The sequence below is a fragment of the Duganella aquatilis genome (genome assembly GCF_009674565.1).
In the GTDB taxonomy this organism is placed as follows: Bacteria; Pseudomonadota; Gammaproteobacteria; order Burkholderiales; family Burkholderiaceae_D; genus Rugamonas; species Rugamonas aquatilis.
This window is the reverse complement of sequence record NZ_WKJL01000010.1, coordinates 19,415-40,646: the sequence shown is the minus strand read 5'-3', so window position 1 is coordinate 40,646 and position 21,232 is coordinate 19,415. Positions and strand designations below refer to the sequence as shown.

26 protein-coding genes and 1 pseudogene are annotated in these 21,232 nt (G+C 63.5%); 10 read left to right on the top strand and 17 right to left on the bottom strand.

All coding sequences use genetic code 11. The features are described 5' to 3' along the window. Positions 1 to 2 precede the first annotated feature (2 nt). Positions 3 to 809: an alpha/beta fold hydrolase gene (locus GJ698_RS14780; RefSeq protein WP_154358390.1), complete on the bottom strand. Its 807-nt coding sequence runs from the start codon at positions 807 to 809 to the stop codon at positions 3 to 5. Between the two features lie 128 nt (positions 810 to 937). Between GJ698_RS14780 and GJ698_RS14775 the strand changes: the two genes are divergently transcribed. Further along, positions 938 to 2,383 (top strand): NAD-dependent succinate-semialdehyde dehydrogenase, encoded by a 1,446-nt coding sequence (locus tag GJ698_RS14775; RefSeq protein ID WP_154358389.1) that lies wholly within the window; start codon positions 938 to 940, stop codon positions 2,381 to 2,383. A 6-nt stretch (positions 2,384 to 2,389) separates the two neighbouring features. Here GJ698_RS14775 and GJ698_RS14770 read toward each other — a convergent pair whose 3' ends face one another. The 6 genes from GJ698_RS14770 to purU all read right to left on the bottom strand — a co-directional run bounded on the left by GJ698_RS14770 (position 2,390) and on the right by purU (position 7,273). Continuing rightward, entirely contained in the window at positions 2,390 to 3,367 is a 978-nt protein-coding gene (locus GJ698_RS14770) for an Rpn family recombination-promoting nuclease/putative transposase (RefSeq protein WP_154358388.1), read from the bottom strand. 119 nt (positions 3,368 to 3,486) lie between these two features. Continuing rightward, a complete protein-coding gene (locus GJ698_RS14765) occupies positions 3,487 to 4,218 on the bottom strand; it encodes a GTPase family protein (protein ID WP_154358387.1) in 732 nt (243 codons plus the stop codon). Next, positions 4,218 to 5,105 (bottom strand): GTPase family protein, encoded by an 888-nt coding sequence (locus tag GJ698_RS14760; RefSeq protein WP_154358386.1) that lies wholly within the window; start codon positions 5,103 to 5,105, stop codon positions 4,218 to 4,220. Before GJ698_RS14760 ends, GJ698_RS14765 begins: the two co-directional genes overlap by 1 nt. After that, the gene (locus tag GJ698_RS14755; RefSeq protein WP_154358385.1) at positions 5,102 to 5,749 is read right to left on the bottom strand and encodes an EcsC family protein; all 648 of its coding nucleotides are present in this window, start codon (positions 5,747 to 5,749) and stop codon (positions 5,102 to 5,104) included. The genes GJ698_RS14760 and GJ698_RS14755 overlap by 4 nt, the downstream gene beginning before the upstream one ends. A gap of 93 nt (positions 5,750 to 5,842) precedes the next feature. Continuing rightward, positions 5,843 to 6,385, bottom strand: a complete 543-nt coding sequence (locus tag GJ698_RS14750) for a YaeQ family protein (protein ID WP_154358384.1) — start codon at positions 6,383 to 6,385, stop codon at positions 5,843 to 5,845. An 18-nt stretch (positions 6,386 to 6,403) separates the two neighbouring features. Next, positions 6,404 to 7,273: a formyltetrahydrofolate deformylase gene (purU, locus tag GJ698_RS14745; protein ID WP_154358383.1), complete on the bottom strand. Its 870-nt coding sequence runs from the start codon at positions 7,271 to 7,273 to the stop codon at positions 6,404 to 6,406. A gap of 122 nt (positions 7,274 to 7,395) precedes the next feature. Here purU and GJ698_RS14740 point away from each other — a divergent pair, with 122 nt between their 5' ends. From GJ698_RS14740 to GJ698_RS14730, 3 genes are all read left to right on the top strand, one after another. Next, the gene (locus tag GJ698_RS14740) at positions 7,396 to 8,415 is read left to right on the top strand and encodes an NADP-dependent oxidoreductase (RefSeq protein WP_154358382.1); all 1,020 of its coding nucleotides are present in this window, start codon (positions 7,396 to 7,398) and stop codon (positions 8,413 to 8,415) included. Positions 8,416 to 8,519: 104 nt separating this feature from the next. Beyond that, positions 8,520 to 8,924, top strand: coding sequence for a phasin family protein (locus GJ698_RS14735; protein ID WP_166454872.1), 405 nt, complete (start codon positions 8,520 to 8,522; stop codon positions 8,922 to 8,924). Between the two features lie 85 nt (positions 8,925 to 9,009). Next, positions 9,010 to 9,333: a KGG domain-containing protein gene (locus tag GJ698_RS14730; protein ID WP_154358380.1), complete on the top strand. Its 324-nt coding sequence runs from the start codon at positions 9,010 to 9,012 to the stop codon at positions 9,331 to 9,333. Positions 9,334 to 9,340: 7 nt separating this feature from the next. Here the strand turns inward: GJ698_RS14730 and GJ698_RS14725 are convergent, their stop codons facing one another. After that, positions 9,341 to 10,018 (bottom strand): inositol monophosphatase family protein, encoded by a 678-nt coding sequence (locus tag GJ698_RS14725; RefSeq protein ID WP_154358379.1) that lies wholly within the window; start codon positions 10,016 to 10,018, stop codon positions 9,341 to 9,343. Between the two features lie 97 nt (positions 10,019 to 10,115). On the opposite strand from GJ698_RS14725, the gene GJ698_RS14720 reads away from it, so the two are divergent. After that, positions 10,116 to 10,913, top strand: coding sequence for a helix-turn-helix domain-containing protein (locus tag GJ698_RS14720; RefSeq protein WP_154358378.1), 798 nt, complete (start codon positions 10,116 to 10,118; stop codon positions 10,911 to 10,913). Here GJ698_RS14720 and GJ698_RS14715 read toward each other — a convergent pair. Further along, positions 10,910 to 11,830, bottom strand: coding sequence for an AraC family transcriptional regulator (locus GJ698_RS14715; protein ID WP_154358377.1), 921 nt, complete (start codon positions 11,828 to 11,830; stop codon positions 10,910 to 10,912). The two genes, GJ698_RS14720 and GJ698_RS14715, sit on opposite strands and share 4 nt — an antisense overlap. A 131-nt stretch (positions 11,831 to 11,961) precedes the next feature. Between GJ698_RS14715 and GJ698_RS14710 the strand changes: the two genes are divergently transcribed. Beyond that, complete coding sequence (locus GJ698_RS14710) at positions 11,962 to 12,789, top strand: oxidoreductase (protein ID WP_154358376.1); 828 nt, start codon at positions 11,962 to 11,964, stop codon at positions 12,787 to 12,789. Here the strand turns inward: GJ698_RS14710 and GJ698_RS14705 are convergent. From GJ698_RS14705 to modA, 4 genes are read right to left on the bottom strand one after another with little or no spacing between them, the layout of a single operon-like run. Next, the gene (locus tag GJ698_RS14705; RefSeq protein WP_154358607.1) at positions 12,786 to 13,577 is read right to left on the bottom strand and encodes a TOBE domain-containing protein; all 792 of its coding nucleotides are present in this window, start codon (positions 13,575 to 13,577) and stop codon (positions 12,786 to 12,788) included. The two genes, GJ698_RS14710 and GJ698_RS14705, sit on opposite strands and share 4 nt — an antisense overlap. 2 nt (positions 13,578 to 13,579) lie before the next feature. Further along, positions 13,580 to 14,269 (bottom strand): ATP-binding cassette domain-containing protein, encoded by a 690-nt coding sequence (locus GJ698_RS14700; protein ID WP_154358375.1) that lies wholly within the window; start codon positions 14,267 to 14,269, stop codon positions 13,580 to 13,582. Beyond that, the gene (gene modB, locus GJ698_RS14695) at positions 14,266 to 14,976 is read right to left on the bottom strand and encodes a molybdate ABC transporter permease subunit (protein WP_154358374.1); all 711 of its coding nucleotides are present in this window, start codon (positions 14,974 to 14,976) and stop codon (positions 14,266 to 14,268) included. The genes GJ698_RS14700 and modB overlap by 4 nt, the downstream gene beginning before the upstream one ends. Further along, the gene (modA, locus tag GJ698_RS14690; protein ID WP_154358373.1) at positions 14,948 to 15,691 is read right to left on the bottom strand and encodes a molybdate ABC transporter substrate-binding protein; all 744 of its coding nucleotides are present in this window, start codon (positions 15,689 to 15,691) and stop codon (positions 14,948 to 14,950) included. The genes modB and modA overlap by 29 nt, the downstream gene beginning before the upstream one ends. Before the next feature lie 178 nt (positions 15,692 to 15,869). On the opposite strand from modA, the pseudogene GJ698_RS30650 reads away from it, so the two are divergent. Both GJ698_RS30650 and GJ698_RS30645 read left to right on the top strand, forming a co-directional pair. Then, positions 15,870 to 16,523, top strand: a pseudogene (locus tag GJ698_RS30650) (peroxiredoxin-like family protein); the annotation flags it as partial. 75 nt (positions 16,524 to 16,598) lie between these two features. Then, a complete protein-coding gene (locus GJ698_RS30645; RefSeq protein ID WP_208023828.1) occupies positions 16,599 to 17,048 on the top strand; it encodes a carboxymuconolactone decarboxylase family protein in 450 nt (149 codons plus the stop codon). A 4-nt stretch (positions 17,049 to 17,052) separates the two neighbouring features. On the opposite strand, the gene GJ698_RS14680 is transcribed toward GJ698_RS30645, so the two are convergent. Continuing rightward, on the bottom strand, positions 17,053 to 17,943 hold the full coding sequence (locus tag GJ698_RS14680; RefSeq protein WP_154358371.1) for a LysR family transcriptional regulator: 891 nt from the start codon (positions 17,941 to 17,943) through the stop codon (positions 17,053 to 17,055). Between the two features lie 147 nt (positions 17,944 to 18,090). Here GJ698_RS14680 and GJ698_RS14675 point away from each other — a divergent pair, with 147 nt between their 5' ends. Both GJ698_RS14675 and GJ698_RS14670 read left to right on the top strand, forming a co-directional pair. After that, positions 18,091 to 18,711, top strand: a complete 621-nt coding sequence (locus GJ698_RS14675) for a glutathione S-transferase family protein (protein ID WP_154358370.1) — start codon at positions 18,091 to 18,093, stop codon at positions 18,709 to 18,711. Between the two features lie 52 nt (positions 18,712 to 18,763). After that, positions 18,764 to 19,273 carry a M48 family metallopeptidase gene (locus GJ698_RS14670; protein WP_154358369.1) on the top strand — a complete coding sequence of 170 codons (510 nt, stop codon included), beginning with the start codon at positions 18,764 to 18,766 and terminating at the stop codon, positions 19,271 to 19,273. A 1-nt stretch (position 19,274) separates the two neighbouring features. On the opposite strand, the gene GJ698_RS30960 is transcribed toward GJ698_RS14670, so the two are convergent. Genes GJ698_RS30960 through GJ698_RS14655 form a run of 3 tightly spaced genes read right to left on the bottom strand, consistent with a single transcriptional unit; the run spans position 19,275 to position 21,226 of the window. Next, positions 19,275 to 19,937 carry a PEP-CTERM sorting domain-containing protein gene (locus tag GJ698_RS30960; protein ID WP_229259997.1) on the bottom strand — a complete coding sequence of 221 codons (663 nt, stop codon included), beginning with the start codon at positions 19,935 to 19,937 and terminating at the stop codon, positions 19,275 to 19,277. Beyond that, positions 19,900 to 20,445 carry an LOG family protein gene (locus GJ698_RS14660; protein WP_371865318.1) on the bottom strand — a complete coding sequence of 182 codons (546 nt, stop codon included), beginning with the start codon at positions 20,443 to 20,445 and terminating at the stop codon, positions 19,900 to 19,902. Before GJ698_RS14660 ends, GJ698_RS30960 begins: the two co-directional genes overlap by 38 nt. Then, on the bottom strand, positions 20,426 to 21,226 hold the full coding sequence (locus tag GJ698_RS14655) for a tetratricopeptide repeat protein (protein ID WP_154358368.1): 801 nt from the start codon (positions 21,224 to 21,226) through the stop codon (positions 20,426 to 20,428). Before GJ698_RS14655 ends, GJ698_RS14660 begins: the two co-directional genes overlap by 20 nt. Between the last annotated feature and the right edge of the window lie 6 nt (positions 21,227 to 21,232).

The window sequence follows — 21,232 nt, the reverse complement described above, 5'->3', positions numbered from 1 at the left end:
GCTTAACGCTTGTCGAGCATCTGCATGACGGCCGCGGTGATCGCGGCCGGCTCGGCCTGCTGCACCTCCACCACCGGCAGGTCGCCGAACGGTTTGCGGGCGCTGCGCAGCTGGCCGGCGCTGACTTCAAGGCTGTCCAGCTCGGAAGCGCGGGCGCGCCAATAGGTCGGCTTGCGCACCTGGGCAGCTTGCGCCGCCGCCAGCGCCGGGCCGATCTCGCCATTGATGCTGGTGGCGGGATAAGCGCAGCCATCGCCGGTCTTGCCCTGCTCCGCCGCGCTCAGACAGGCCAGCACCGCATCCAGGCGCGCGCTACGGTCGACCGGCAAGGCGTCTTCCCGCATCGGTTCCACCAGCACCAGGCCGGCTACTGCGGCGCCACGCGCGCGCAACGCGAAATGCTGCGCCACCATGGCGCCATAGCCGGCGCCGACCAGCACGAACGGCCCTTCCAGATGCGCATTCCTGATCAGGAAATTCAGATCCTTGCTGGCGTTGGCCACCGTCGAAGCGCGGATGATAGGATCGCTGGCGCCGAAGCCGGCACGGTCGTAGACGCAGGCGCGAGTGCGCTGCGCCACTTCCGGCAGCACCGCCGACCAGTCCCAGCCGGCACGGCCGGCATCCGCCTCGAACAGCACCGTCGGCGAACCCTTGCCGGTGCAATACATATTCAGCTTGCGGCCGCCGACATCGACCCGGACCTGGGCGCCAGCGAGCGCAGCCTGGCCGGCCGGCGGTTCGGCAAAGGCGCCGGCGCTGGCCATGAGCAGGGCGGCGGCGAGAAAATTGTGTGTGAGTTTATTCATAGCATTAAATATAACATTGCGGGCGAGAAAATTGGCGCGGTAATACGAAGTTGACGAATTTCTGGCACAGTAGAGGGTGTTCGGGCATCGCTACAGGCGCCCTTTACATACATCACAGGAGATTTTTCATGACCACGACTACCTACCCTAACGTCCGCCTCCTGATCGCGAACGAGTGGAGCGACGCCACCGGCGGCAAGACCATTCCGGTTGTGAATCCCGCCACCGGCAAGGAAATCGGCACCGTGGCCAAGGCCAGCATCGCCGACCTGGACCGCGCGCTGGCTGCGGCACAAAAAGGTTTCGACGCCTGGCGCAAAGTGCCGGCCTTCGAGCGCACCGCCACGCTGCGACGCGCCGCCGCCCTGCTGCGCGAACGCGCCGACGAGATCGCCCGCCTGCTGACCCAGGAACAAGGCAAGCCGCTGGCCCAGGCCCGCGCCGAAGCGCTGGCCGGCGCCGACATCATCGACTGGTTCGCCGCCGAAGGCATGCGCGTGTACGGCCGTATCGTGCCGTCGCGTAATCCGGCTGCGCAGCAGCTGGTGCTGAAGGAGCCGGTTGGTCCGGTGGCCGCGTTCACGCCGTGGAACTTCCCGATCAACCAGGTGGTGCGCAAGCTGGCTGCGGCGCTGACCACCGGCTGCTCCTTCCTGTGCAAGGCGCCGGAAGAAACCCCGGCCTCGCCTGCGGCGCTGTTCCAGTGCTTTATCGACGCCGGCGTGCCGGCCGGTACGGTGGGCCTGGTGTTTGGCGATCCGGCTGAAATTTCCAACTACCTGATCCCGCACCCGGTGATCCGCAAGGTGACCTTCACCGGTTCGACCCCGGTCGGCAAGCAGCTGGCCGCGCTGGCCGGCGCGCACATGAAGCGCGTGACCATGGAGCTGGGCGGCCATGCGCCGGTGATCGTGGCGGAAGACGCCGACGTGGCGCTGGCCGTGGAAGCCGCCGGCGGCGCCAAGTTCCGCAATGCCGGCCAGGTGTGCATTTCGCCGACCCGCTTCCTGGTACACAACAGCATCAAGGAAGAATTCACCCGCGCGCTGGTGGCGAGCGCCGAGCGTCTGCAACTGGGCAATGGCCTGGTGGAAGGCACGACCCTCGGTCCGCTGGCCAATCCGCGCCGCGTTGCCGCGATGACCCAGTTCGTGGAAGATGCGCGCGCCAAGGGCGCCAGTGTGGCGACCGGCGGTCAGCGCGTGGGCACTGAAGGCAACTTCTTCGCGCCGACCATTCTGTCGGACGTGCCGCTGAATGCCAGCGTGTTCAATGATGAGCCGTTTGGTCCGCTGGCGGCGATACGCGGTTTCGATACGCTGGACGAGGCGATTGCCGAGTCCAACCGTCTGCCGTTTGGTCTGGCCGGTTATGCGTTCACCCGTTCGATCAAGAACGCGCACCAGCTGATGCACAATGTGGAAGTCGGCATGCTGTGGATCAACCAGCCAGCCACGCCTAGCGCCGAGATGCCGTTTGGCGGCGTGAAGGATTCGGGCTATGGCTCGGAAGGTGGTCCGGAGGCGCTGGAAGCCTATCTGAATACCAAGTCGGTATCGCTGATGGCCGTCTAAGCCACCTCAGCCCTCGGCAAACAACTGCCGGGGGCTGGCGCCGCCAGCCAACGCCTTGATCGCCGCGCGAAGCTGAGCAGCATCAGCCGTGGCAACTTTTACCGCTGCGGCAGCCGGAATATCTTCGCCAGCCAACTCCCGCAGTATCTCCCGCAACGCGAGCAACTCTCCCTCAATTACGCCCTTTTGATGGCCCTCTGCCAAAGCCTTTTGTGCGGCCTCTCTGATTGGCCGGTCGAAGATTTCTGGGCTGAACATTTCATCGGTCGTGAATTTTCTGGCTGTTTTCATGGCAAATTCCTCCTCCAAATCCATGCTAGTCAGGCCGGACGCGTCTTGCAAGGTGAGCTGAATCCAGCGTTTGAGGCTATCGCGCGCCGGCGCCATATCATCCTGTCGCACACGCTCCGCAAGCAAATCGACAGCGGCACGCATTTCGGTACCGGTTTGGGCATGCAGCAAGCGGAATAGAAGGCTGACGATATCGCCGCGCTGGCTGTCATGATGCCGGTCGAGCAGCAGGTATTGCTGATTCGCCTGAAAGCGTTCAAGGCCGGCAGGCGACGCCAGCATCAGTTGCGACAGCTCGGTCGCCGAAGTCCACGGACGGCGTCCGTGGTAAAGCACAATCGGCAGCACCGGTGGCAGCTTGCCGTGTTTGCTCAGCTTGTGCTGCGCCACCAGATCCTGGTACAGCAAGCCGACATACACCTGCATGCGCAACGCCATCCACTTATCCGGCCGCGCCTGAAACTCCAGCAGAATGTAGACATACACCCAATCGCCGCCGATGCGCACCCGCCACACCACATCCTCATGCCGCGCCTTGCCGCCATCGCTGGCATAGCTCGCGTTGACGCGCTCGAACGCGTCCACCGTCAAGCCCCGCGCCCAATCGGCCGACAAAAATCCCGCCACCAGATCGCGCACGATTTCCGGATGGGAGAACAGCTGCTTGTACAGCACGTCGCTACGGGAGCTCATGAAAAAATATTCTAACTACCGCTACCGTTGCCGAGTGCGTCAGGCGACGCGCTCGATTTGGCACACCTCAACAAAACATCGACTCGACGGCCATCTGTTGAGTCCGGCCCGCATCGGTGCTACCCCGGCTGCATATGTGGCAGCAATAATTTGCTCAACCGCCCCACCAGCCGGGACGTATTGATCTGCTCCGCCGCCGAAATTGGAATAATCGCCGCCGTCACCAGCTTTAGCTTCTTGCTGATACTGGCGATGCGCAGATCGACATTCTGCCACTGGGCAGCACTCATTTCAAATGGGTGGCGGCGATTCATCGGCTCGATTTTGTCGATCGCATTCAGCGCGACGATCACCTTCCCGCGCTCGGCACGGCTTGGAAACAACTCGCTGAAAACCCACTCGTCGATAGCGTAGTCGCGCTGATCAGCACGCATGAAATAAATCACTGCATGGGCTTTTTCCAACGCGGCACGGTAGAGCTGAATGTATTCAGCGTCAAGCTGCGGATTCTCGCCGATGCCGGGCAAGTCGGCCAAGGAAAAATAATGCGTTCCCGACGTTGACGCGAATTTGAATTCGGCCGATTGCATAACGCGTGTACAGCCTTCGGTATCGCTGGTATCAAAGGCCTCCTCGCCAATCAGGCTGTTCAGCGTGGTCGACTTGCCGTAGCCGGACTTGCCCATCACGATCACCTGCAAGTCTTCCGACACCGTGTTGCCTCTGCGCCATCGCGATGCCGAGGACGGCACCGGCAACCCATCCTGCAAAAAATCAAAGGCATCGCAGTGGGCCACCAGATCGTCAACTGTGCGGGTCAGCTTTACCGTGCACGCCAGCGCAGCCGTCATCACCAGAGACCGAAGAATCCGCCGATGCCGCCGATCACACCGCCAACGAGCGCACCGGGCACGCCGAATTTAGCCCCGATAGCCGCCCCCTTGGTCGCACCGGAAATGACCCGGCCAATCACTTTGGTGGTCGATTCTTTGACCTCCGCGCGCGCGGCAGACGACAGATTTTCCGCCGCAACCTCGCGCGCTACAGCCAATTTCTTCTCGTCCGGCAGCGAGAAGATAATTTCGTCGACCAGGCCGCTCAAACCGAATTTTTCCTCGGCCGAAACGGCCATGATTTGCGATTTCTTCAAACCGAAATTAGCGGCCACCACAGAGATCTTGGCGTCGATGTTGCTGGCCTGCTTGGGGCCGGGACGTCGCGCTGCCTCATCCCACTCGCGGAACGGTTCGATTTTATCGACCTGATTCAGCACAACAATAAACGGCTTGCCCTGTTGCAGCTGCGGCTTGACCACATTATTGTAGAAATCCAGATCAACCGAATTGGCGCGGTCGTCCGCTTTCAACACCCACAGCACGGCATCCAGTTCCGGCAGCAGTTTCTGGTACAGCGCCGAATACTCCTCATCGCGTTGCTGGTCTTCGCCAACACCGGGCACATCGATCAGCGTGATGCCTTTGCCCTTACCCATCTTCAGGATCACGTCCTGCGCGCTGCGGGTGCACGCTTCAACGTCCGACACTTCGCAGATGTCCTCGCCAAACAAGGCGTTGCACAACGACGACTTGCCGACACCGGTCTTGCCGAACACGCCGATTCGCGGAGTGTAGGACAGCATCTCGTCGATTTTTTTCTCGATGCGTTTTTTCTGCTCGTCGGTGAAACCGCTGTCCAGCTCTTGCAACAGCTCCAGGATATTCAACGAATCTTTTTTCATTTGGCGGTTTCCGCAGTAAGGGAGGAGATGAAGGTGTTGCGCGCAACATTGCCGATGGTGTTGGTGGCAACCGAATCGAAGGTGGCGCCGATCAGGCCACCCAGCAGCGGTACCGCCTTGCCCAAATTGATGGCGCCCTTCTCACCGAACTTGGTCAACAGCCGGAAACCGACTTTCTGGTTGATCGCCGTGATGGTTTTGCCGCTGATGTTCTTGATCGCGTTTTCCGTCAGCTTGCGGCCGACCACGATGCCAATATCCTTCAGCACGTCTTTTGCGCCGTTACCTAGCAGGCACACATACACCAGCGACTTGACCTGGTCTTGTTGCAGATCGTGTCCGCCCATCCTTGCGATGGCGGCGATCATGCGGATCTGCACGTACATGACACTGGTGATATTGGCCGGGATGGTGATCGGCATCGTGAGCAAGCCGCCTAGGCCACTCAGAAAGCCGGAGGTCCCGGCCTTGGTGTTTTGCCAGCGGATCAAAGAGTTGACCTGATCTTCCAGCGTTCCATCCTGCTTGAGATAGTCATTCGCCAGCTCGTCGGCGGAATCCAGTCCCGCCACGCCGTTGACCGCCTTGTCATAGGCCCAATCCAGGGCCGCCATGATTTTACCTTCACTGAGCGCCGTCGCCATGATCCTCCTTATTCCTCAAAAGAAATGTTGGATGATTATAACTAAGATTTCCCAGCAAAAACTAACGAAAAATCACAATGGTGAATTGTTTGATCAGCGCTCGGACTTCAGCACTTCGCGGGCGATTTCGACGGTCTCGGTGCCGTCGGTCAGCCAGATCTGGCCGTCCTGGATGGTGCATTGCAGCTGCATCGTGCGCTGCGCCATCTTGCCCAGCTGCTCGGTGGCGGCGGCGTCGAGGTCGACCACGGTCAGGTTCTTGCAGCGCTCGACCTTGTTGGCCAGGCCCTTCCACCAGATGTGGCTGGTCGAAGCATAGCTGTAGACGTAGACGTGCTCCGAACGGCCGCACGCCTTCAGGATCACCTTTTCATCCGGCTGGCCGACTTCGATCGACAGCTCGATCGCGCCGGTCAGATCCTTGTGCCACAGGTCCGGCTCCTCGACATCGAACAGGCCCTTGGTGAAGGTCAGCGCCTCGTTGGCGTGGATGGCGAAGGCGACCAGGCGCACCATCATGCGCTCGTCGGTTTCCGAGGGATGGCGCGCCAGCGTCAGCTGGTGCGTTTCATAGTAATTGCGGTCCATGTCCGCAATCGACAGTTCTGCTTTATAGATTGTTGCCTTGAGTGCCATGCGATTCTCTGTGACGGATTACTTAAAGACGACGGTTTTATCGCCGTTTTGCAAAATGCGGTGTTCGACAAACCATTTCACTGCGCGCGCCAGCACCACGCATTCGACATCGCGGCCAATGGCCGACAAGGTGTCGGCATCCATCGAGTGATCGACGCGCTCGACGTCCTGCTCGATGATCGGACCTTCGTCCAGGTCGCCGGTGACGAAATGCGCGGTCGCGCCGATCAGCTTGACGCCGCGGTGGTGCGCCTGCGCATACGGCTTGGCGCCCTTGAAGCTCGGCAGGAACGAGTGGTGGATATTGATCGCCTTGCCCTTCAGCGCCGTGCACAGGCCCGGCGACAGGATCTGCATGTAGCGCGCCAGCACCACTAGGTCGATCTTGTGCGTGTCCATCAGTTCGATGATCTTGGCTTCCTGCGCCAGCTTGGCCTCCTGCGGCGCGCCGGTGGCCAGCGGCAGGTGGTGGAACGGAATATTGTAGCTGGCCGCCAGCTGGTAGAAGTCCATGTGGTTCGACACGATGGCCGGAATTTCCACCGGCAGCAGCCCGCTCTTGTAGCGGAACAGCAGGTCGTTCAGGCAATGGCCGATCTTCGACACCATCAGCATCACGCGCGGCTTGTAGTGGGCATCGCGCAGCTCCCAGTCCAGCTGCATGTCGGCAGCCAGCAGGCTGAAGTCGGCGCGCAGCAGGTCATCGTTGATGGTGCTGTCTTCGCGCGCGAAATGCACGCGCATGAAGAATAATTTCGACTCGCTGTCCCCAAACTGGGCCGAGTCGATGATGTTGCAACCATGGTCAGCCAAGAAACCCGACACGCGATGAACGATTCCGCGCTGATCCAGGCAAGAGAGTGTCAAAATGTATTCGGGATTGCTCATGACTACCGTAAGAGGTTGGACAAAAGACAGCTATTGTCGCACGCCTTGTCTGTCGCGACAAAAATAGCACGATCGTGCAAATTGAGATATAGTCATCCGCACCCACACAAGGAGGATATCCAATGGAGACAAATCTGCAATTCCGCCTGGCCGCGCGTCCGGTCGGCATGGTCAAGGACAGCGACTGGCAACAGGTCGACGAACCGCTGCGCGAACTGGCCGATGGCGAAGTCCGCATCAAGGTGCTGTACCTGTCGCTCGATCCGGCCATGCGCGGCTGGATGAACGAAGGCAAATCCTACATCCGCCCGGTCGCCATCGGCGAGGTGATGCGCGCCGGCGGCGTCGGCGTGGTGGTGGAATCGAAATCGCCGAAATACGCGGTGGGCGACTACGTCCAGGGCGGCACCGGCGTGCAGCGCTACTGGACCGGTGCCGGCGACGACAAGCAAGCCTCTTTCCACAAGGTCGATCCGAAACTGGCGCCGCTGACCACCTACCTGAACACGCTGGGCATGCCGGGCATGACGGCCTACTTCGGCCTGATCGAATCGGGCCAGCCGAAAGCCGGCGACACGGTGGTGGTGTCGGGCGCGGCCGGCGCGGTCGGCCAGACCGTCGGCCAGGTCGCCAGGCAACTGGGCTGCCGCGTGGTCGGCATTGCCGGCGGCAAGGAAAAGTGCGACTTCGTGGTCAACGAACTGGGCTTCGACGCCTGCATCGACTACAAGAACGACTCGGTCAAGGACGGCCTCAAGCAGCATTGCCCGCAAGGCGTGGACGTCTACTTCGACAATGTCGGCGGCGAGATCCTCGACACCGTGCTCACCCGCATCAACATGAAGGCGCGCATCGTCATCTGCGGCGCCATCTCGCAGTACAACAACACCACGGCGGTGAAGGGGCCGTCCAACTACCTGGCGCTGCTGGTCAACCGCGCGCGCATGGAAGGCATCGTGGTCTTCGATTACGCCGACCGCTACCCCATCGGCGTGGCCGCGCTGGCCGGCTGGATGAAGGACGGCAAAATCAAGAGCAAGGAAGACGTGGTGCAGGGCCTGGAAAACTTCCCGCAGGCGCTGAACATGCTGTTTGAGGGGAAAAACTTCGGCAAACTGGTATTACAGGTGGCCACGCCGTAAAAACGCGGAACCTTCTGTCTGCCTCGGCGTCTATCCATGTATCGCCAACACGCCGAGGACCCATTATGTTCCCACAACTCCCTTCTTCCGCGATCGCATCGCACATGGAAACCTTGATCGGCTTTTACGTCGACGTCATGCAGCATGTGATCGAAGCCACGCAAAGCGTCAGCCAGCTGAACATGCAATTGGGCCGCGACCTGATCACCGAAGCCGGCGCCAACGGCCAGCGCATCATGTCCAGCAAGGACGCCGGCCAGCTCGGTTCCGCCTTCGCCATCCTGTTGACGCCGGGCAGAAAGTCCCTCGCCACCTACCAGCACCGGCTGGCCGCAGTGTTGAGCCGCAGCCATGCCGGCATCACCGAAGTGGCCGCCAGCCACATGCCCGGCGTGCAGCGCTCGGCCACCGCCATGACCGAGCAGCTGGTGCAGGAAGCCACCGCCCACAGCACCCGCGCCGCCGAACAGCTGGCTCGCTTTCAACCTGGGGGACACCTCAGGCATTAAGTGGAACTTCCGTCAATCTTGCACCTCTAACATGTAGAACAGCGGGGCCAGCCTGCTGTTTTCTTACCATTCGACGGAGGGATCTATGGCCAGCAACACCAGCAACGATCAGGGCAAACCCAAGGGCACTGCCAAGCGCGGCTTTGCCGCAATGGACGAAGCAACCCAGCGCGCCATCGCCAGCAAGGGCGGGCAGGCGGCGCACCAGAAAGGCACGGCGCACGAATTCGATTCGGAGGAAGCGCGCCGCGCCGGCCAGAAAGGCGGTGAAGCGGTCAGCCGCGACCGCGAGCACATGGCCGCCATCGGCCGCAAGGGTGGTGAAAGCCGTCAGTCCGCCGCCCGCGCCAACGCCGAAAAGAACCGCAACGCCGGTTCCGAGCAAACGGCCAAGGGAGGCAACAAGTAGCCGCGCCCTACGCCACCCACCGGTCCTGCAAACGCCGCAGCACGGCCACATGCAGGGCCGGCGCCGCAGCCGCAATGCCGCGCGCGGCCAGATGATAAGGCTGGCCGTCCGCCTGCGTCGCCATGCCGCCGGCCTCGCGCACCAGCAAGGCGCCGCCGATGCAGCGGCAACCATCATTCCCCTGCAGCCAGAAGCCATCCAGCCGGCCGCACGCCACGTAAGCCAGTTGCAGCGCCACCGGACTGAGACTGCGCGTCGTCACCACCGCTTCATCCTGCCGTGCGCCAACGCGCATCGGCGTGCCGTTGTACCAGGCGCCGTGACGCCACAGCGCATGGAACAGCTCGTCATGCATGGCGTCGTAGATGACGGCGAACACCGGCACGCCTTCGCGCATCAAGGTCAGCGACATGCACCAGTTGGGAATGGCGCGCAGGAACTGTTCCACGCCATCGACCGCATCGCAGATCCAGTACTCGCCGCTGCGGGCGTGCGCCTCGCTGAGCAGGCCGTCGGCCCAGGCGATGGCGGGATAGTCTTCGGCCAGCTGACGCCGCAACGCCGCCTCGGCAGCCCGGACGTCATCCATGCTCACGGCCGGCGTGCTGCGCCAGAAGGTCGCGCACAGGCTGGCGCCAACCTCGCGCACCAGCTCCAGTACGCCTTCCGTATCGATTGCAGTCATGCTTTTTCCTTGCAGTGGATGAAAGCTGTAGATTGCCTGTAGAATTCAAGGTCCGCTAACTGCAAACGGACAACTGATAACGCAATCGGGCCACAACATGAGCAACTACTACGGCGACAAGCGGCTGACTGACGAGATGCCGATCTACGTGGCGGCACAACATACTGACGGCGGCGTCGGCAAGGGCAAGCTCACCCATCACCATCCGGAAGGCCAGATGTACATTCCGGCGCAGGGCGTGATCCTGGTGGAGGCCGGCGGCAACCGCCAGGTGCTGCCGCCCGGACGGCTGGGCTGGATTCCGCCCTATATGCCACACGCCGCCAGCGTGCACGGCAGCACGCTGAAACCCGGCCTGGCCGGCCACACGATTCATATCGCGCCGTCGCTGTGCGTCGGCTTTCCCGAGCAGTCGCTGGCGCTGCGCATGTCGCCGCTGGCGGTGTCGCTGATGGAACGCATGTGCCGCTGGCCCGACGGCATGCCGCCTGATGCGGCCGGCTTCCGCGTGATGAACGTGTTCCTGGACGAAATCCGCGCGGCGCAACCCGATCCGCTGCACCTGACCATGCCGCACCACCCGCGCCTGCTGGCCATGGCCGCCGCCATCGCCGAAGATCCGGCCGACGAAACCGACCTCGACGCCTGGGCCGATCAGCTGGGCTGGTCGCGCCGCAGCCTGACGCGCCACTTTCGCAACGAGACCGGCATGTCGGTGGTGGAATGGCGGCAGGTGGCGCGCCTGCAGAAAGGCATGGCGCTGCTGAACGGCGGCGCTTCCGTCACCACGGTGGCGCTCAGTCTCGGCTACGACAGCGTCAGCAGTTTTATCGCGCTGTTCCGCCGCATCCTCGGCACCACGCCGGCGCGTTTCGCGCAATTCCAGGGCGGCTAGTGCGCCGCCACGTACCACGGTGACGGCTGCGGGTCCGGCGTGGCAAAGGTCTTGCGCATGTGCTCGACCTCCTCCACCGGACTGCGGCCGAACAGACGCTTGAACTCGCGGCTGAACTGCGACGAACTTTCGTAACCGACGCGCGCACTGGCCGCCGCCACCGACATGCCGTTGCGCAGCATCAGCAACCGCGCCTGGTGCAGCCGGGTCGACTTCAGGTACTGCATCGGCGAGGTGCTGGTGACGGCCTTGAAGTGGTGGTGAAACGTCGCCACGCTCATGTGGGCCTCGCTGGCCAACTGGCCGACGTCCAGTTCCTCGCTGAACGACGCATGAATCTTGCGCAGCGCGCGGGCGATGGTGGCAAAGCGGCCCTGCTGCATCAAGGCAGCACGCATGCTGGCGCCCTGCACGCTGGTCAGCACGCGGTAATAGATTTCGCGCACCAGCGCCGGCCCCAGCAGCGCGGCATCCAGCGGATCGGCCAGCGCTTCCAGGAAGCGTTCCACCGACGCCGCCAGCCGTTCATCCATCGGTGTCGACAACAGGCCTTTCGGCTCGGCCGTCACTGCGTGGCCCTGCTCTTCCAGTTCCAGCAACAGGTCGGCGGTCAGCTGAAAATCCAGGCGCAGATACATCGCCAGCAAGGGCTGCTCGGCGCTGGCCTCGGTCTCCATCGAAAACGGCACCGGCACCGCGACTGCCAGGCAATGCTGGGCGTCGTAGACGAATTCCTGCTCGCCGAGAAAGCCGCGCTTGCGGCCCTGGCAAACGATCACAATCCCCGGTTCGTACAGCACCGGCGTGCGGTCCAGCGGGCGGTTGGAGCGCAAAAAGCGCACGTCCGGCAGCACGCTGAGGTTGTAGCCCTCCACCGGCGCCAGCCGCTCCATCAATGTCACCATGCGATTTTTCATGTGCCGATTGTAAGCCGGAATGCCGACGCCGCCATCGCGCTCAGAGAATCAGGCAAATGATGCAGAGCTTCCGACATAGGCGCGTGGCGCCGGCGTCACTACCATGGCTGCTTTCACTGAAAGGACATACCATGAGCAAGCTCTTTTTCATCACCGGCGTCAGCAGCGGTTTCGGCCAGGCGCTGGCCCAGGCGGCGCTGGACGCCGGCCACACGGTCATCGGCACGGTGCGCAACGTCCAGGCGCGCGACGCCTTTGTGGCGCTGCGGCCCGGCCGCTCGCACGCCTACCTGCTGGACGTCACCGAGTTTGACGCCATCGACGGCGTGGTGGCGCGGGCACAGGCTGAAGTCGGACCGGTGGACGTGCTGGTCAACAATGCCGGCTACGGCCACGAAGGCATCATGGAAGAATCGCCGCTGGAGGCAATGCGCCGGCAGTTCGACGTCAACGTGTTTGGCGCGGTGGCGATGATGAAGGCTTTCCTGCCCTCCTTCCGCAGCCGCCGTCGCGGCCACATCATCAACATCACGTCGATGGGCGGCTTCATCACCATGCCGGGCATTGCCTATTACGCCGGCAGCAAGTTCGCGCTGGAAGGCATTTCGGAAGTGGTGGGCAAGGAAGTGCGGCAGTTCGGCGTGCAGGTGACGGCGGTGGCGCCGGGGTCGTTCCGCACCGATTGGGCGGGCCGCTCGATGGTGCGGTCGGAACGCAGCATCGCCGATTACGACCAGTTGTTCGATCCGATCCGCAGCGCGCGTGCCGAACGCAGCGGCCATCAGCCGGGCGATCCGGTCAAGGCCGCGCAAGCCATGCTGGCGCTGACGGAAGTGGCCGAGCCGCCGGCGCACCTGCTGCTCGGCAGCGATGCGCTGGGCCTGGTGCGCGGCAAGCTTGCGCAGATGGACAGCGAGATCAGCACCTGGGAAGCGCTGACCCGCTCGACCGACGTTTAAGCCGGCGTGCCGATGATGACGCTGGAGGCCTTGAAGATGGCGCTCGCTTCGACGCCGTCTGCCAGCGCCAGCGATTCGCCGCTGTCGCGGGTGACGATGGCGGCGATGGTGCCGCCGCCCGGCAACTCGATACTGACTTCGGTATTCACGGCGCCCGGCAGCACGCGGCTGACCTTGCCGGTCAGGCGGTTGCGCGCCGACAGCTTGACGTCGCCCAGGTCGGTTGCCACGATGACCGACGAGGCCTTGATCAGCGCAAACGCCTCGACGCCCACATCCAGGCCCAGGCTGTCGCTGCTGTCGCGGGTGATGGTGGCGACGATCTGCTGGCCGCCGACGATTTCCAACACCACCTCGTCATTGACGGCGCCACGCTTCAAGGCCACGACTTTGCCGCTGAACTGATTACGTGCACTGGTTTTCATTTTCATCCTTTGAATGAGTAAAAAATCATCCGCCAGTGTATGCGATTGGGCGCTCAGGTGGGCGACAAACTCGCGGTGCGCCGCATCGACCTTGCGGAAATTTTCCACCAGTTGCGCGCCGCGTCCCGTCAGCCGCGTGCCGCCGCCGCCCTTGCCGCCCGCCACGCGTTCGACCAGCGGTTCGCCGGCCAGGTTGTTCATCGCCTCGATGGCGTCCCAGGCGCCCTTGTAGCTCATGCCGACCGCCTTGGCCGCCGACGTGATCGACCCTTCGGTTGCCACCGCCGCCAGCAGCGCCACGCGGTCCTGTCCGCCCAGCTTCTGGCCATCGATGGTCAGCCACACATTGCCTTGCAATTCCATGCTCATGCCGCATTCTCCTCCACACGGAAGATGCTACCATTTTCCATGCGCAGCACATGGTCGCCGAAGGCGCGCACGTCTTCCGGATCGTGGGTAATCATCAGCATGGGGATTGCCAGCCGGCGCTGCAGGTCGCCGAGTTCGGCGCGCATGCGTTCGCGCAGGCCGGGGTCGAGCGCGGCGAACGGCTCGTCCAGCAACAGCGCCTGCGGCTGCGGCGCCAGCGCGCGCGCCAGCGCCACCCGCTGCCGCTGGCCGCCGGACAACTGGTGCGGATACTGGTGCGCCACGTGGTCCAGCGCGAACGCCTCCATCCAGTAGCGGATCGCCTCGCCATCCACGCGCGCCAGCGGATTGCGCCAGCCGCGCTGCAGGCCGAAGCCGATGTTCTGCCGCACGTTCAGGTGCGGGAACAGCGCGTAATCCTGGAACAGATAGGCCACCTTGCGGTCCTGGGCCGGCAGGTTGACGCCGCTGCCGCTGTCGAACAGGCAGCGGCCGGCCAGCTCGATGCGGCCGCTGTCCGGCGTCATCAGGCCCGCCACGGCTTTCATCATCTGGCTCTTGCCGGCGCCGGACGAGCCGTACACCACCACCCGCTGGCTGGACGATTCGAAGCGCGCCTGCAGCTGGAACACCCGCTCGCCGGAGCGCAGGGTTTTGTGGATGTCGACTGTAAATTGGGTGCTCATGCTTGCGGATTGCGGTTAGGCGTCAGTTTGTTGGCGGTAACCAGCACCACCACGCAGACCACGGAAGTAATAATCACCAGCAGGTTGGCCTGGTCGTCCTGCCCGGCCTGCACGGCTTCGTAGACGGCGATCGATAGCGTCTGCGTCTTGCCGGGAATGCTGCCGGCCACCATCAGCGTCGCGCCGAACTCGCCCATCGAGCGGGCGAAGGCCAGCAAGGTGCCGCCCAGCACGCCGCGCCAGGCCAGCGGCAGGGTCACACGCAGGAACACGCCAAACGGCGACACGCCCAGCACCCGTGCCGCCTGTTCGAACTGCGTATCGATGCTTTCAAACGCGGCGCGCGCGCCCTTCAGCACCAGCGGAAACGCCACCACGGCCGCCGCGATCACCGCCGCCTGCCAGGTGAAAATCAGGTTGATGCCGAAGTGCTGCTGCAACCACGCGCCGATCACGCCATTGCGGCCGATGATGACCAGCATGTAGTAGCCCAGCACCGTCGGCGGCATCACCATCGGCAAGGTCAGCACCGCGTCCAGCAGTTCGCGGCCCGGAAAGCGCTTGCGCGCCAACAGGTAGCCGAGCGCCACACCAAACACCAGATCGATCAGCGTGGCCCAGCAGGCAACCTTCAACGACAACCGCAGCGCCACCCACGCAGGATCGAACGACTCCACGTTATGGTCGGCCGAAACCGTACTTGGCAAGAATGGCCTGGCCGGCCGACGACTGCACGTAGTCGGCAAACTTGCGGCCAGCCGCCGCTTGCGGACCGGCGGCGATCACCGCGATCGGATAACTGACCGGCGTTTCGGTCGGCACCGTGGCCACCACGGTGACCTTGTCTTTCACGATGGCGGCGTCGGTGGCGTAGACGAAACCGGCGTCCACTTCACCGCGCGCCACATAATCCAGGCACTGGCGCACCGAGGTGCCCAGGATCAGTTTCGGCTCGACAGCGGTCCAAAGCTTGGCGTTTTCCAGCGCGGCCTTGGTGTAGCGGCCGACCGGCACGCTGGCCGGATTGCCGATGGTGATGCGCGCCACGGCAGGCTGCGTGACGTCCGCCAGGGCCTTGACCGCCACCTTGCCGCCTTGCGGTGCGATCAGCACCAGGCTGTTGCTGGCGAAGTTCTTGCGGGTGCCAGGGGCCAGCAGCTTCAGATTATCGGCCTTGTCCATCGCATCCTGGTCGGCGGAGGCGAACACGTCGACCGGCGCGCCCTTGCTGATCTGCTGCACCAGCGGATCGGAAGCGGCGAAGTTGAACTGCACCTTGTCGCCCGCGTGCTCCTTCTCATACGCCGCGCCAATTTCCTTGAACGCATTGGTCAGGCTGGCCGCGGCCGACACCGTGATGTCCGTTGCCGAAGCCGTGGCGCCGAAGGCCGCCAGGATAATCGCTACACCTGCTTTCAACATATTCTCTCCTCTGATCAAAACCGCAATAAACACAATTATATAGCGCCAGAGAAATCTGGGCATGGTCCATGAGGGAGGCATTCCCACAAAGAATAAGTCATATGGTTTCCACGTATCTTACGGGAATGACTGGCAACTCGCATACTGAGTTCTCACTTACTCACACAGGGAAATCATCATGACTCTCAAAGCCAAACTGGACGCCTTCAAAGCCGACTTCGAAGCAGGCAAACCACCCTACAACGTACCGTACTCGGTGATCGAAACCATGCACCGCGCCACCGCCGAACTGCGCGCCTCGGGACTCGCGGATGGCGCACTCAAGGTCGGCGACCGCGCGCCCGCCTTCACCCTGAGCGACGCCGACGGCAACCCGGTCAGCTCGGTTGAACTGCTGAAGCAGGGGCCGCTGGTGGTCAGCTTCTACCGTGGCGTGTGGTGCCCGTACTGCAACCTGGACCTGCAGGCCCTGCAAGCCGAGCTGCCGCAGATCCAGGCGCTGGGCGCCAGGCTGGTGACCATCTCGCCGCAGACCGCGTCCAACAGCCGCAAGTCGATGCGCCAGAACGAGCTGTCGTTCCCGGTGCTGACCGACGCCGGCAACGAGGTGGCCGCCGCCTTCGGCATCCGCTACCAGATGCCGGACTATCTGATCGAGCTGTACAAGTCGCTGAAGAACGACCTGCCTGGCTTCAACGGCGATGACAGCTGGACCCTGCCGCTGCCCGGGCGCTTCGTCATCGACACCGACGGCACCATCCTCTACGCGGAAGTCGATCCCGACTACACCAGCCGTCCGGAAACCGCTCTGCTGCTGCCAGCACTGGCCCGCTTCGCCGTGCCGAAGGCCGCCGAGGTGTCGACGGCCAACCAGGCGATCTTCGAACAGCTGAAAAAAGGCCTGGGCATGGTGCCCAACCTGTACGCCACGCTGGCCTACTCCGAGACCGCGCTGGGCAATTACCTGACGCTGCAAAACGGCAAAAGCTCGCTGAACGCCAAGGAACGCGAGGTCATCAATCTGGTGGTCAGCCAGGTCAACCAGTGCGAGTACTGCCTGGCCGCGCACACCGCGCTGGGCGGCATGGTCGGCTTCACGCCGGAGCAGATCATCGAGATCCGCAAAGGCGGCGCCGCGTTCGACGCCAGGCTGGATGCACTGGCCAAACTGGCCAGGAGCGCGACGCTGAACCGCGGCCACGCGGAGCCGGCGCTGCTGGCCGCCTTTCTGGCGGCCGGCTACAGCAAGGTGCAACTGGTCGACACCGTGATGGTCATCGGCGACAAGATCATCACCAACTACCTGCACGCGCTGACGCAGGTGCCGGTCGATTTCCCGCCAGCGCCGGCGCTGTAAGGGCTCAGGCAGGCGTCAGCGACGCCTGCATGAAATCGACAAACGCGCGCGCCTTGGCGCTCGCCAGCCGGCCCGATGGATAGACTGCCCACACATCCATCGCCGGCAAGGTCCAGTCGCTCAACACCGCCTGCACCGCGCCGCTGGCCAACTCCGGCGCGAACATCCATTCCGACGCCACGGCCAGTCCCTGATCGGACAACACGGCCGCGCGCAAGCCTTCGGCCGCCGACACCCGCAACCGTCCTTGCAGTGTGACCTGCTGGCGCTCCCCTACCCGCTCGAACACCCAGGCGCCGCTGCCGCCCGCGTCCTGCACATACGGCACGGCGGCGTGGCCCAACAAATCCGCCGGCGCTTGCGGCACGCCGTGTTGCGCGAAATAGGCCGGCGTGCCCACCACCAGCCGCCGACCTTGCGCAATGCGGCGCGCCGTCATCGAGGAATCGTTCAGCGTGCCCATGCGCAGCGCCACGTCGATGCCGTGTTCCAGCAAATCGATGTGACGGTCGTCCAGCACCATGTCCAGCTCCAGCTCGGGATGCGCCTGCAGCCACGCGCCCAGCTTGGGCACCACGTGCAGCCGGCCGAAGGTCAGGCCGGCGCAGACGCGCAAGCGGCCGCGCAGGCTGGCGCCGGCGCCGCGTGTGTCGAGTTCGGTTTCGTCGGCCTGGCTGATGGTCTTGCGCGCGCCTTCGTAATAACGGTGGCCGGCATCGGTCGGCGTCAGGCCGCGCGTGGTGCGCGACAACAGCCGCGTGCCCAGCCGCGTCTCCAGCTGCGCCACGGCCTTCGAGACGGCCGGCTGGCCGGTATTCAGGCGGCGTGCGGCGGCGGAGAACGAACCGGCCTCCACCACGCACACAAAAATTTCCATCAAGGTTAAACGGTCCAAGGCATTCCTCCTGGCCTCATCTTAACGGGGCATGGCAGGACTGTCACCCTATTCTCCGGAGGAATGAGAGATATGGCGCCGGCCGGTCTTCCGGCATCGCGCCGGCGGCGGCACAGTGACGGTATCGACACTCACAGAGGAAACATCATGTACCAGCTCTACGCATTCGCCACGCCCAACAGCATCAAAGCCATCATCGCCCTGGAGGAACTCTGGCTGGACTACCAGCTGCACGCGGTCGACGTCCGCCAGGGCGAGCAAAAGACCGAGGCCTTTGCCTTGCTCAATCCGAACGCCAAGGTGCCGGTGCTGATTTCGCCCGGCGACAAGCTGGTGCTGACCGAGTCGGCCGCGATTCTGGTGTACCTGGCGGAGCGGCACGGCCTGTTGTTGCCGCCGGATGGCGCGGCCTGCGCCCGCGTGTTCGAGCAGCTGTTCTTCCATGCTTCCGGTCTTGGCCCGGCATTCGGCCAGTCCGGCTATTTCCAGAAGTCCGCGCCGGAGGTCATGCCGGCGGCGATTGCGCGCTTTCACGGCGAGGCCCGGCGTACGCTCGCGCTGCTGGACCGCGTGCTGGCCACGCAAGCCTATGTATCGGGCGACAGCTATTCAATCGCCGATATCGCCCACTTCGGCTGGCTGTGGCGCCGGGAGTTTGCCAATATCGATTTCAGCGCCACACCACATGTCGCGCGCTGGTATGAGCAGATTGCCGCGCGGCCCGCGGTGCAGCGCGCCATTGCCCGCGCCGAGCGGCTGAAATCCTGAGCCTGGCCGCCGCTGTGGTACATTCCCGGTTCGCCATTTTTTAGCAGCCGTCATGTCGCACCTGAAGTACCTCAGCGCTTATTCCGAACAAACGCAACAGCAAGTCGCGCAGCTGATCGCCAAGAACCAGCTGGGCGAGGTGCTGCTCAAGCGCTACAGCAAGCCGCACGACCTGCGCACCGACCGCGCGCTGTACCAGTACGTGCAGGATTTGAAATCGGAATTCCTGCGCAACGCCGAGCCGATCAACAAGGTCGAGTATGACAGCAAGATCCACGTGATCAATCACGCGCTGGGACTGCACACGGCGATCTCGCGCGTGCAGGGCGGCAAGCTCAAGGCCAAGCACGAGATCCGCGTCGCCACCATGTTCAAGGAAGTGCCGCTGGAATTCCTGCGCATGATCGCCGTGCACGAGCTGGCGCACATCAAGGAAAAGCAGCACGACAAGGCGTTTTACAAGCTGTGCACCTACATGGAACCGAACTACCACCAGTATGAATTCGACCTTCGGCTGTACCTCACGCAGCTGGACACCGAAGGCCGGAAGTTGTGGGGCTAGTTCACGCCCGCTGGCGGCGCGCCACCCAGCCCAGCATGCCGAGGCCGGCCAGCAGCATGGCCCAGGTTTCCGCTTCCGGCACGGCGGACGTGATGTTGATGTTATCGAACTCGAACCTGGTGGCCACGCCCTGGCTCCAGCTCAGCGACGACAGGTCGGTAAAATTCGGATTGAACCAGAAGGTGGTCCAGTTGCCCGTGTAGTCGAACTTCTGCACCACGGGGGTCGAGGTGCCGGCCTTGGTGCCGTAGAAGGTGACCGAGCCGTTAAGCGCGAACGGTCCCATCAACAGCTTGGCCAGGTCGATCGACGTCACATTGAAGGCGCTGTGATCCACGCTGCTCAATGTGATGGTGGCGGCAGCCGTGGCCGCCATGGCGTAGGAGTCGGCGGCCGGCCGGTAGAGAATATTGTGATCGTCCGCAACGAACAGCGAGTGCAGCGCCGTGGCGCCGAGCGAACTGCTCAACTGGAAGCCATCCTCGACATAGCTGGTGCCATGGTAGACGTTCACCACATTCAGCGGAGACGGCAGGTTGGTGTGGCTCAGTTGTGCGACCGAGGCGGCGTCGAAGTCGACCACCGCCGCCTGGGCGGCGGCAGCAAACGTCGAATTGACAGCAAAATCAGAAACGGTGCAGCAATGCCTGTGGATCGTTTTCAACCATCATCAGCTCGGCGTGCTGCGGACGCACCAGGCCCTGCTCGGTGGCGTGGCGGACGAAAGCCACCAGGCTGTCGTAGTAGCCGTCCACGTTCAGCAGGCCGATTGGCTTGGCGTGGATGCCGAGCTGGGCCCAGGTCAGCACCTCGAACAACTCCTCCAGCGTGCCCAGGCCGCCCGGCATGGCGATGAAGCCGTCGGCCAGTTGCGCCATCATGGCCTTGCGCTCGTGCATGTCCTTGACGATGAACTGGCGCGTCAGCCCGGTGTGCCCCACTTCGCGCTCGACCAGCGCGGTCGGAATCACGCCGGTGACTTCACCGCCGAGGCGCAGCACTTCGTCCGCGATGATGCCCATCAGGCCGACATTGCCGCCGCCATACACCAGCGACAGATTGCGTTCGACCAGCGCCGCGGCCAGCGCGCGGGCTTCCTCCGCAAAACGGGGAGAGGCGCCGGCATTGGCGCCGCAGTACACACAGATCGCTTTATTTAATAACTGCGCCACTTAACTTTTCCTCTTCCAATTCTTTTTGCGCAGCGTCCTGGTCCAGCCGCTCGGTGGCGTCGCGCACGTTGCAGCAGGCGGCCTGCTCGTATAAATCCCTGGCCTGCGCCAGTTTCTTTTTCCCGTCCAGCATCACCAGCGCGCGTGCGTACTGGATGCGGGCGATCGACGAATCGGGATTCAGCGCCAGCGCCGTTTCAAACTGGCGGTAGCTCTCGTCCTTCTTGACGCCGTAGGTCAGGCCGGCCAGCACGGCGCCGGCCTTGTCGATGATTTCGGCGTGGTACACGCCCAGCGCCACGTGCGCATCGGCGCGCTGCGGCGCCAGCTGCACGGTCTTGTCGAGGCTGTGCTTGATCTTCGCGCCCAATCCCTGCGCCAGCGCCTTCACCACCGAGATGCCCTGCGAATACTGGCCCAGCGCATACGCATGCCAGTAGTAGCCGGCCGGCTGGTCCGGCTGCTCGCGCTGCTGGCGCTCGCAGCGCTCGGCCACGCATTCAAAAGTGGCCAGGCGCTTCTTCTCGTTCGGCTCCAGGTAGTTGGTGTACATGCAGATGGCCTTGTGGGCGACCGCGTAGCCGTTCACGCCCACATCCAGCCCCAGCCGCGCGGCGCGCTCGAACTCGCCGGCGTGGAAGGCGATCCAGGCCTGCACCAGCACCGGATGGGTCGGGAACGCTTCGCGATCGCCGCCGTGCAGCTGCGGCCACGCCGCCTGCAGGCTTTCCGGCGTATAGCGAAACGCCGGATCGGGGTACGGAAAAGCGGTCCACGCCATCAATGC

Coding starts and splice junctions, on each gene's coding strand:
- GJ698_RS30645 (WP_208023828.1), top strand. CDS start 16,599: ATGGTGCCCAACCTGTACGCCACGCTGGCCTACTCCGAGACCGCGCTG.
- GJ698_RS14725 (WP_154358379.1), bottom strand. CDS start 10,018: ATGACTGCAATCGATACGGAAGGCGTACTGGAGCTGGTGCGCGAGGTT.
- GJ698_RS14705 (WP_154358607.1), bottom strand. CDS start 13,577: ATGGAATTGCAAGGCAATGTGTGGCTGACCATCGATGGCCAGAAGCTG.
- GJ698_RS14740 (WP_154358382.1), top strand. CDS start 7,396: ATGGAGACAAATCTGCAATTCCGCCTGGCCGCGCGTCCGGTCGGCATG.
- GJ698_RS14720 (WP_154358378.1), top strand. CDS start 10,116: ATGAGCAACTACTACGGCGACAAGCGGCTGACTGACGAGATGCCGATC.
- GJ698_RS14760 (WP_154358386.1), bottom strand. CDS start 5,105: ATGAAAAAAGATTCGTTGAATATCCTGGAGCTGTTGCAAGAGCTGGAC.
- GJ698_RS14670 (WP_154358369.1), top strand. CDS start 18,764: ATGTCGCACCTGAAGTACCTCAGCGCTTATTCCGAACAAACGCAACAG.
- GJ698_RS14730 (WP_154358380.1), top strand. CDS start 9,010: ATGGCCAGCAACACCAGCAACGATCAGGGCAAACCCAAGGGCACTGCC.
- GJ698_RS14770 (WP_154358388.1), bottom strand. CDS start 3,367: ATGAGCTCCCGTAGCGACGTGCTGTACAAGCAGCTGTTCTCCCATCCG.
- GJ698_RS14700 (WP_154358375.1), bottom strand. CDS start 14,269: ATGAGCACCCAATTTACAGTCGACATCCACAAAACCCTGCGCTCCGGC.
- GJ698_RS14655 (WP_154358368.1), bottom strand. CDS start 21,226: ATGGCGTGGACCGCTTTTCCGTACCCCGATCCGGCGTTTCGCTATACG.
- GJ698_RS14750 (WP_154358384.1), bottom strand. CDS start 6,385: ATGGCACTCAAGGCAACAATCTATAAAGCAGAACTGTCGATTGCGGAC.
- GJ698_RS14675 (WP_154358370.1), top strand. CDS start 18,091: ATGTACCAGCTCTACGCATTCGCCACGCCCAACAGCATCAAAGCCATC.
- GJ698_RS14755 (WP_154358385.1), bottom strand. CDS start 5,749: ATGGCGACGGCGCTCAGTGAAGGTAAAATCATGGCGGCCCTGGATTGG.
- GJ698_RS14710 (WP_154358376.1), top strand. CDS start 11,962: ATGAGCAAGCTCTTTTTCATCACCGGCGTCAGCAGCGGTTTCGGCCAG.
- GJ698_RS14735 (WP_166454872.1), top strand. CDS start 8,520: ATGGAAACCTTGATCGGCTTTTACGTCGACGTCATGCAGCATGTGATC.
- GJ698_RS14715 (WP_154358377.1), bottom strand. CDS start 11,830: ATGAAAAATCGCATGGTGACATTGATGGAGCGGCTGGCGCCGGTGGAG.
- modA (WP_154358373.1), bottom strand. CDS start 15,691: ATGTTGAAAGCAGGTGTAGCGATTATCCTGGCGGCCTTCGGCGCCACG.
- GJ698_RS14780 (WP_154358390.1), bottom strand. CDS start 809: ATGAATAAACTCACACACAATTTTCTCGCCGCCGCCCTGCTCATGGCC.
- GJ698_RS14765 (WP_154358387.1), bottom strand. CDS start 4,218: ATGACGGCTGCGCTGGCGTGCACGGTAAAGCTGACCCGCACAGTTGAC.
- purU (WP_154358383.1), bottom strand. CDS start 7,273: ATGAGCAATCCCGAATACATTTTGACACTCTCTTGCCTGGATCAGCGC.
- GJ698_RS14775 (WP_154358389.1), top strand. CDS start 938: ATGACCACGACTACCTACCCTAACGTCCGCCTCCTGATCGCGAACGAG.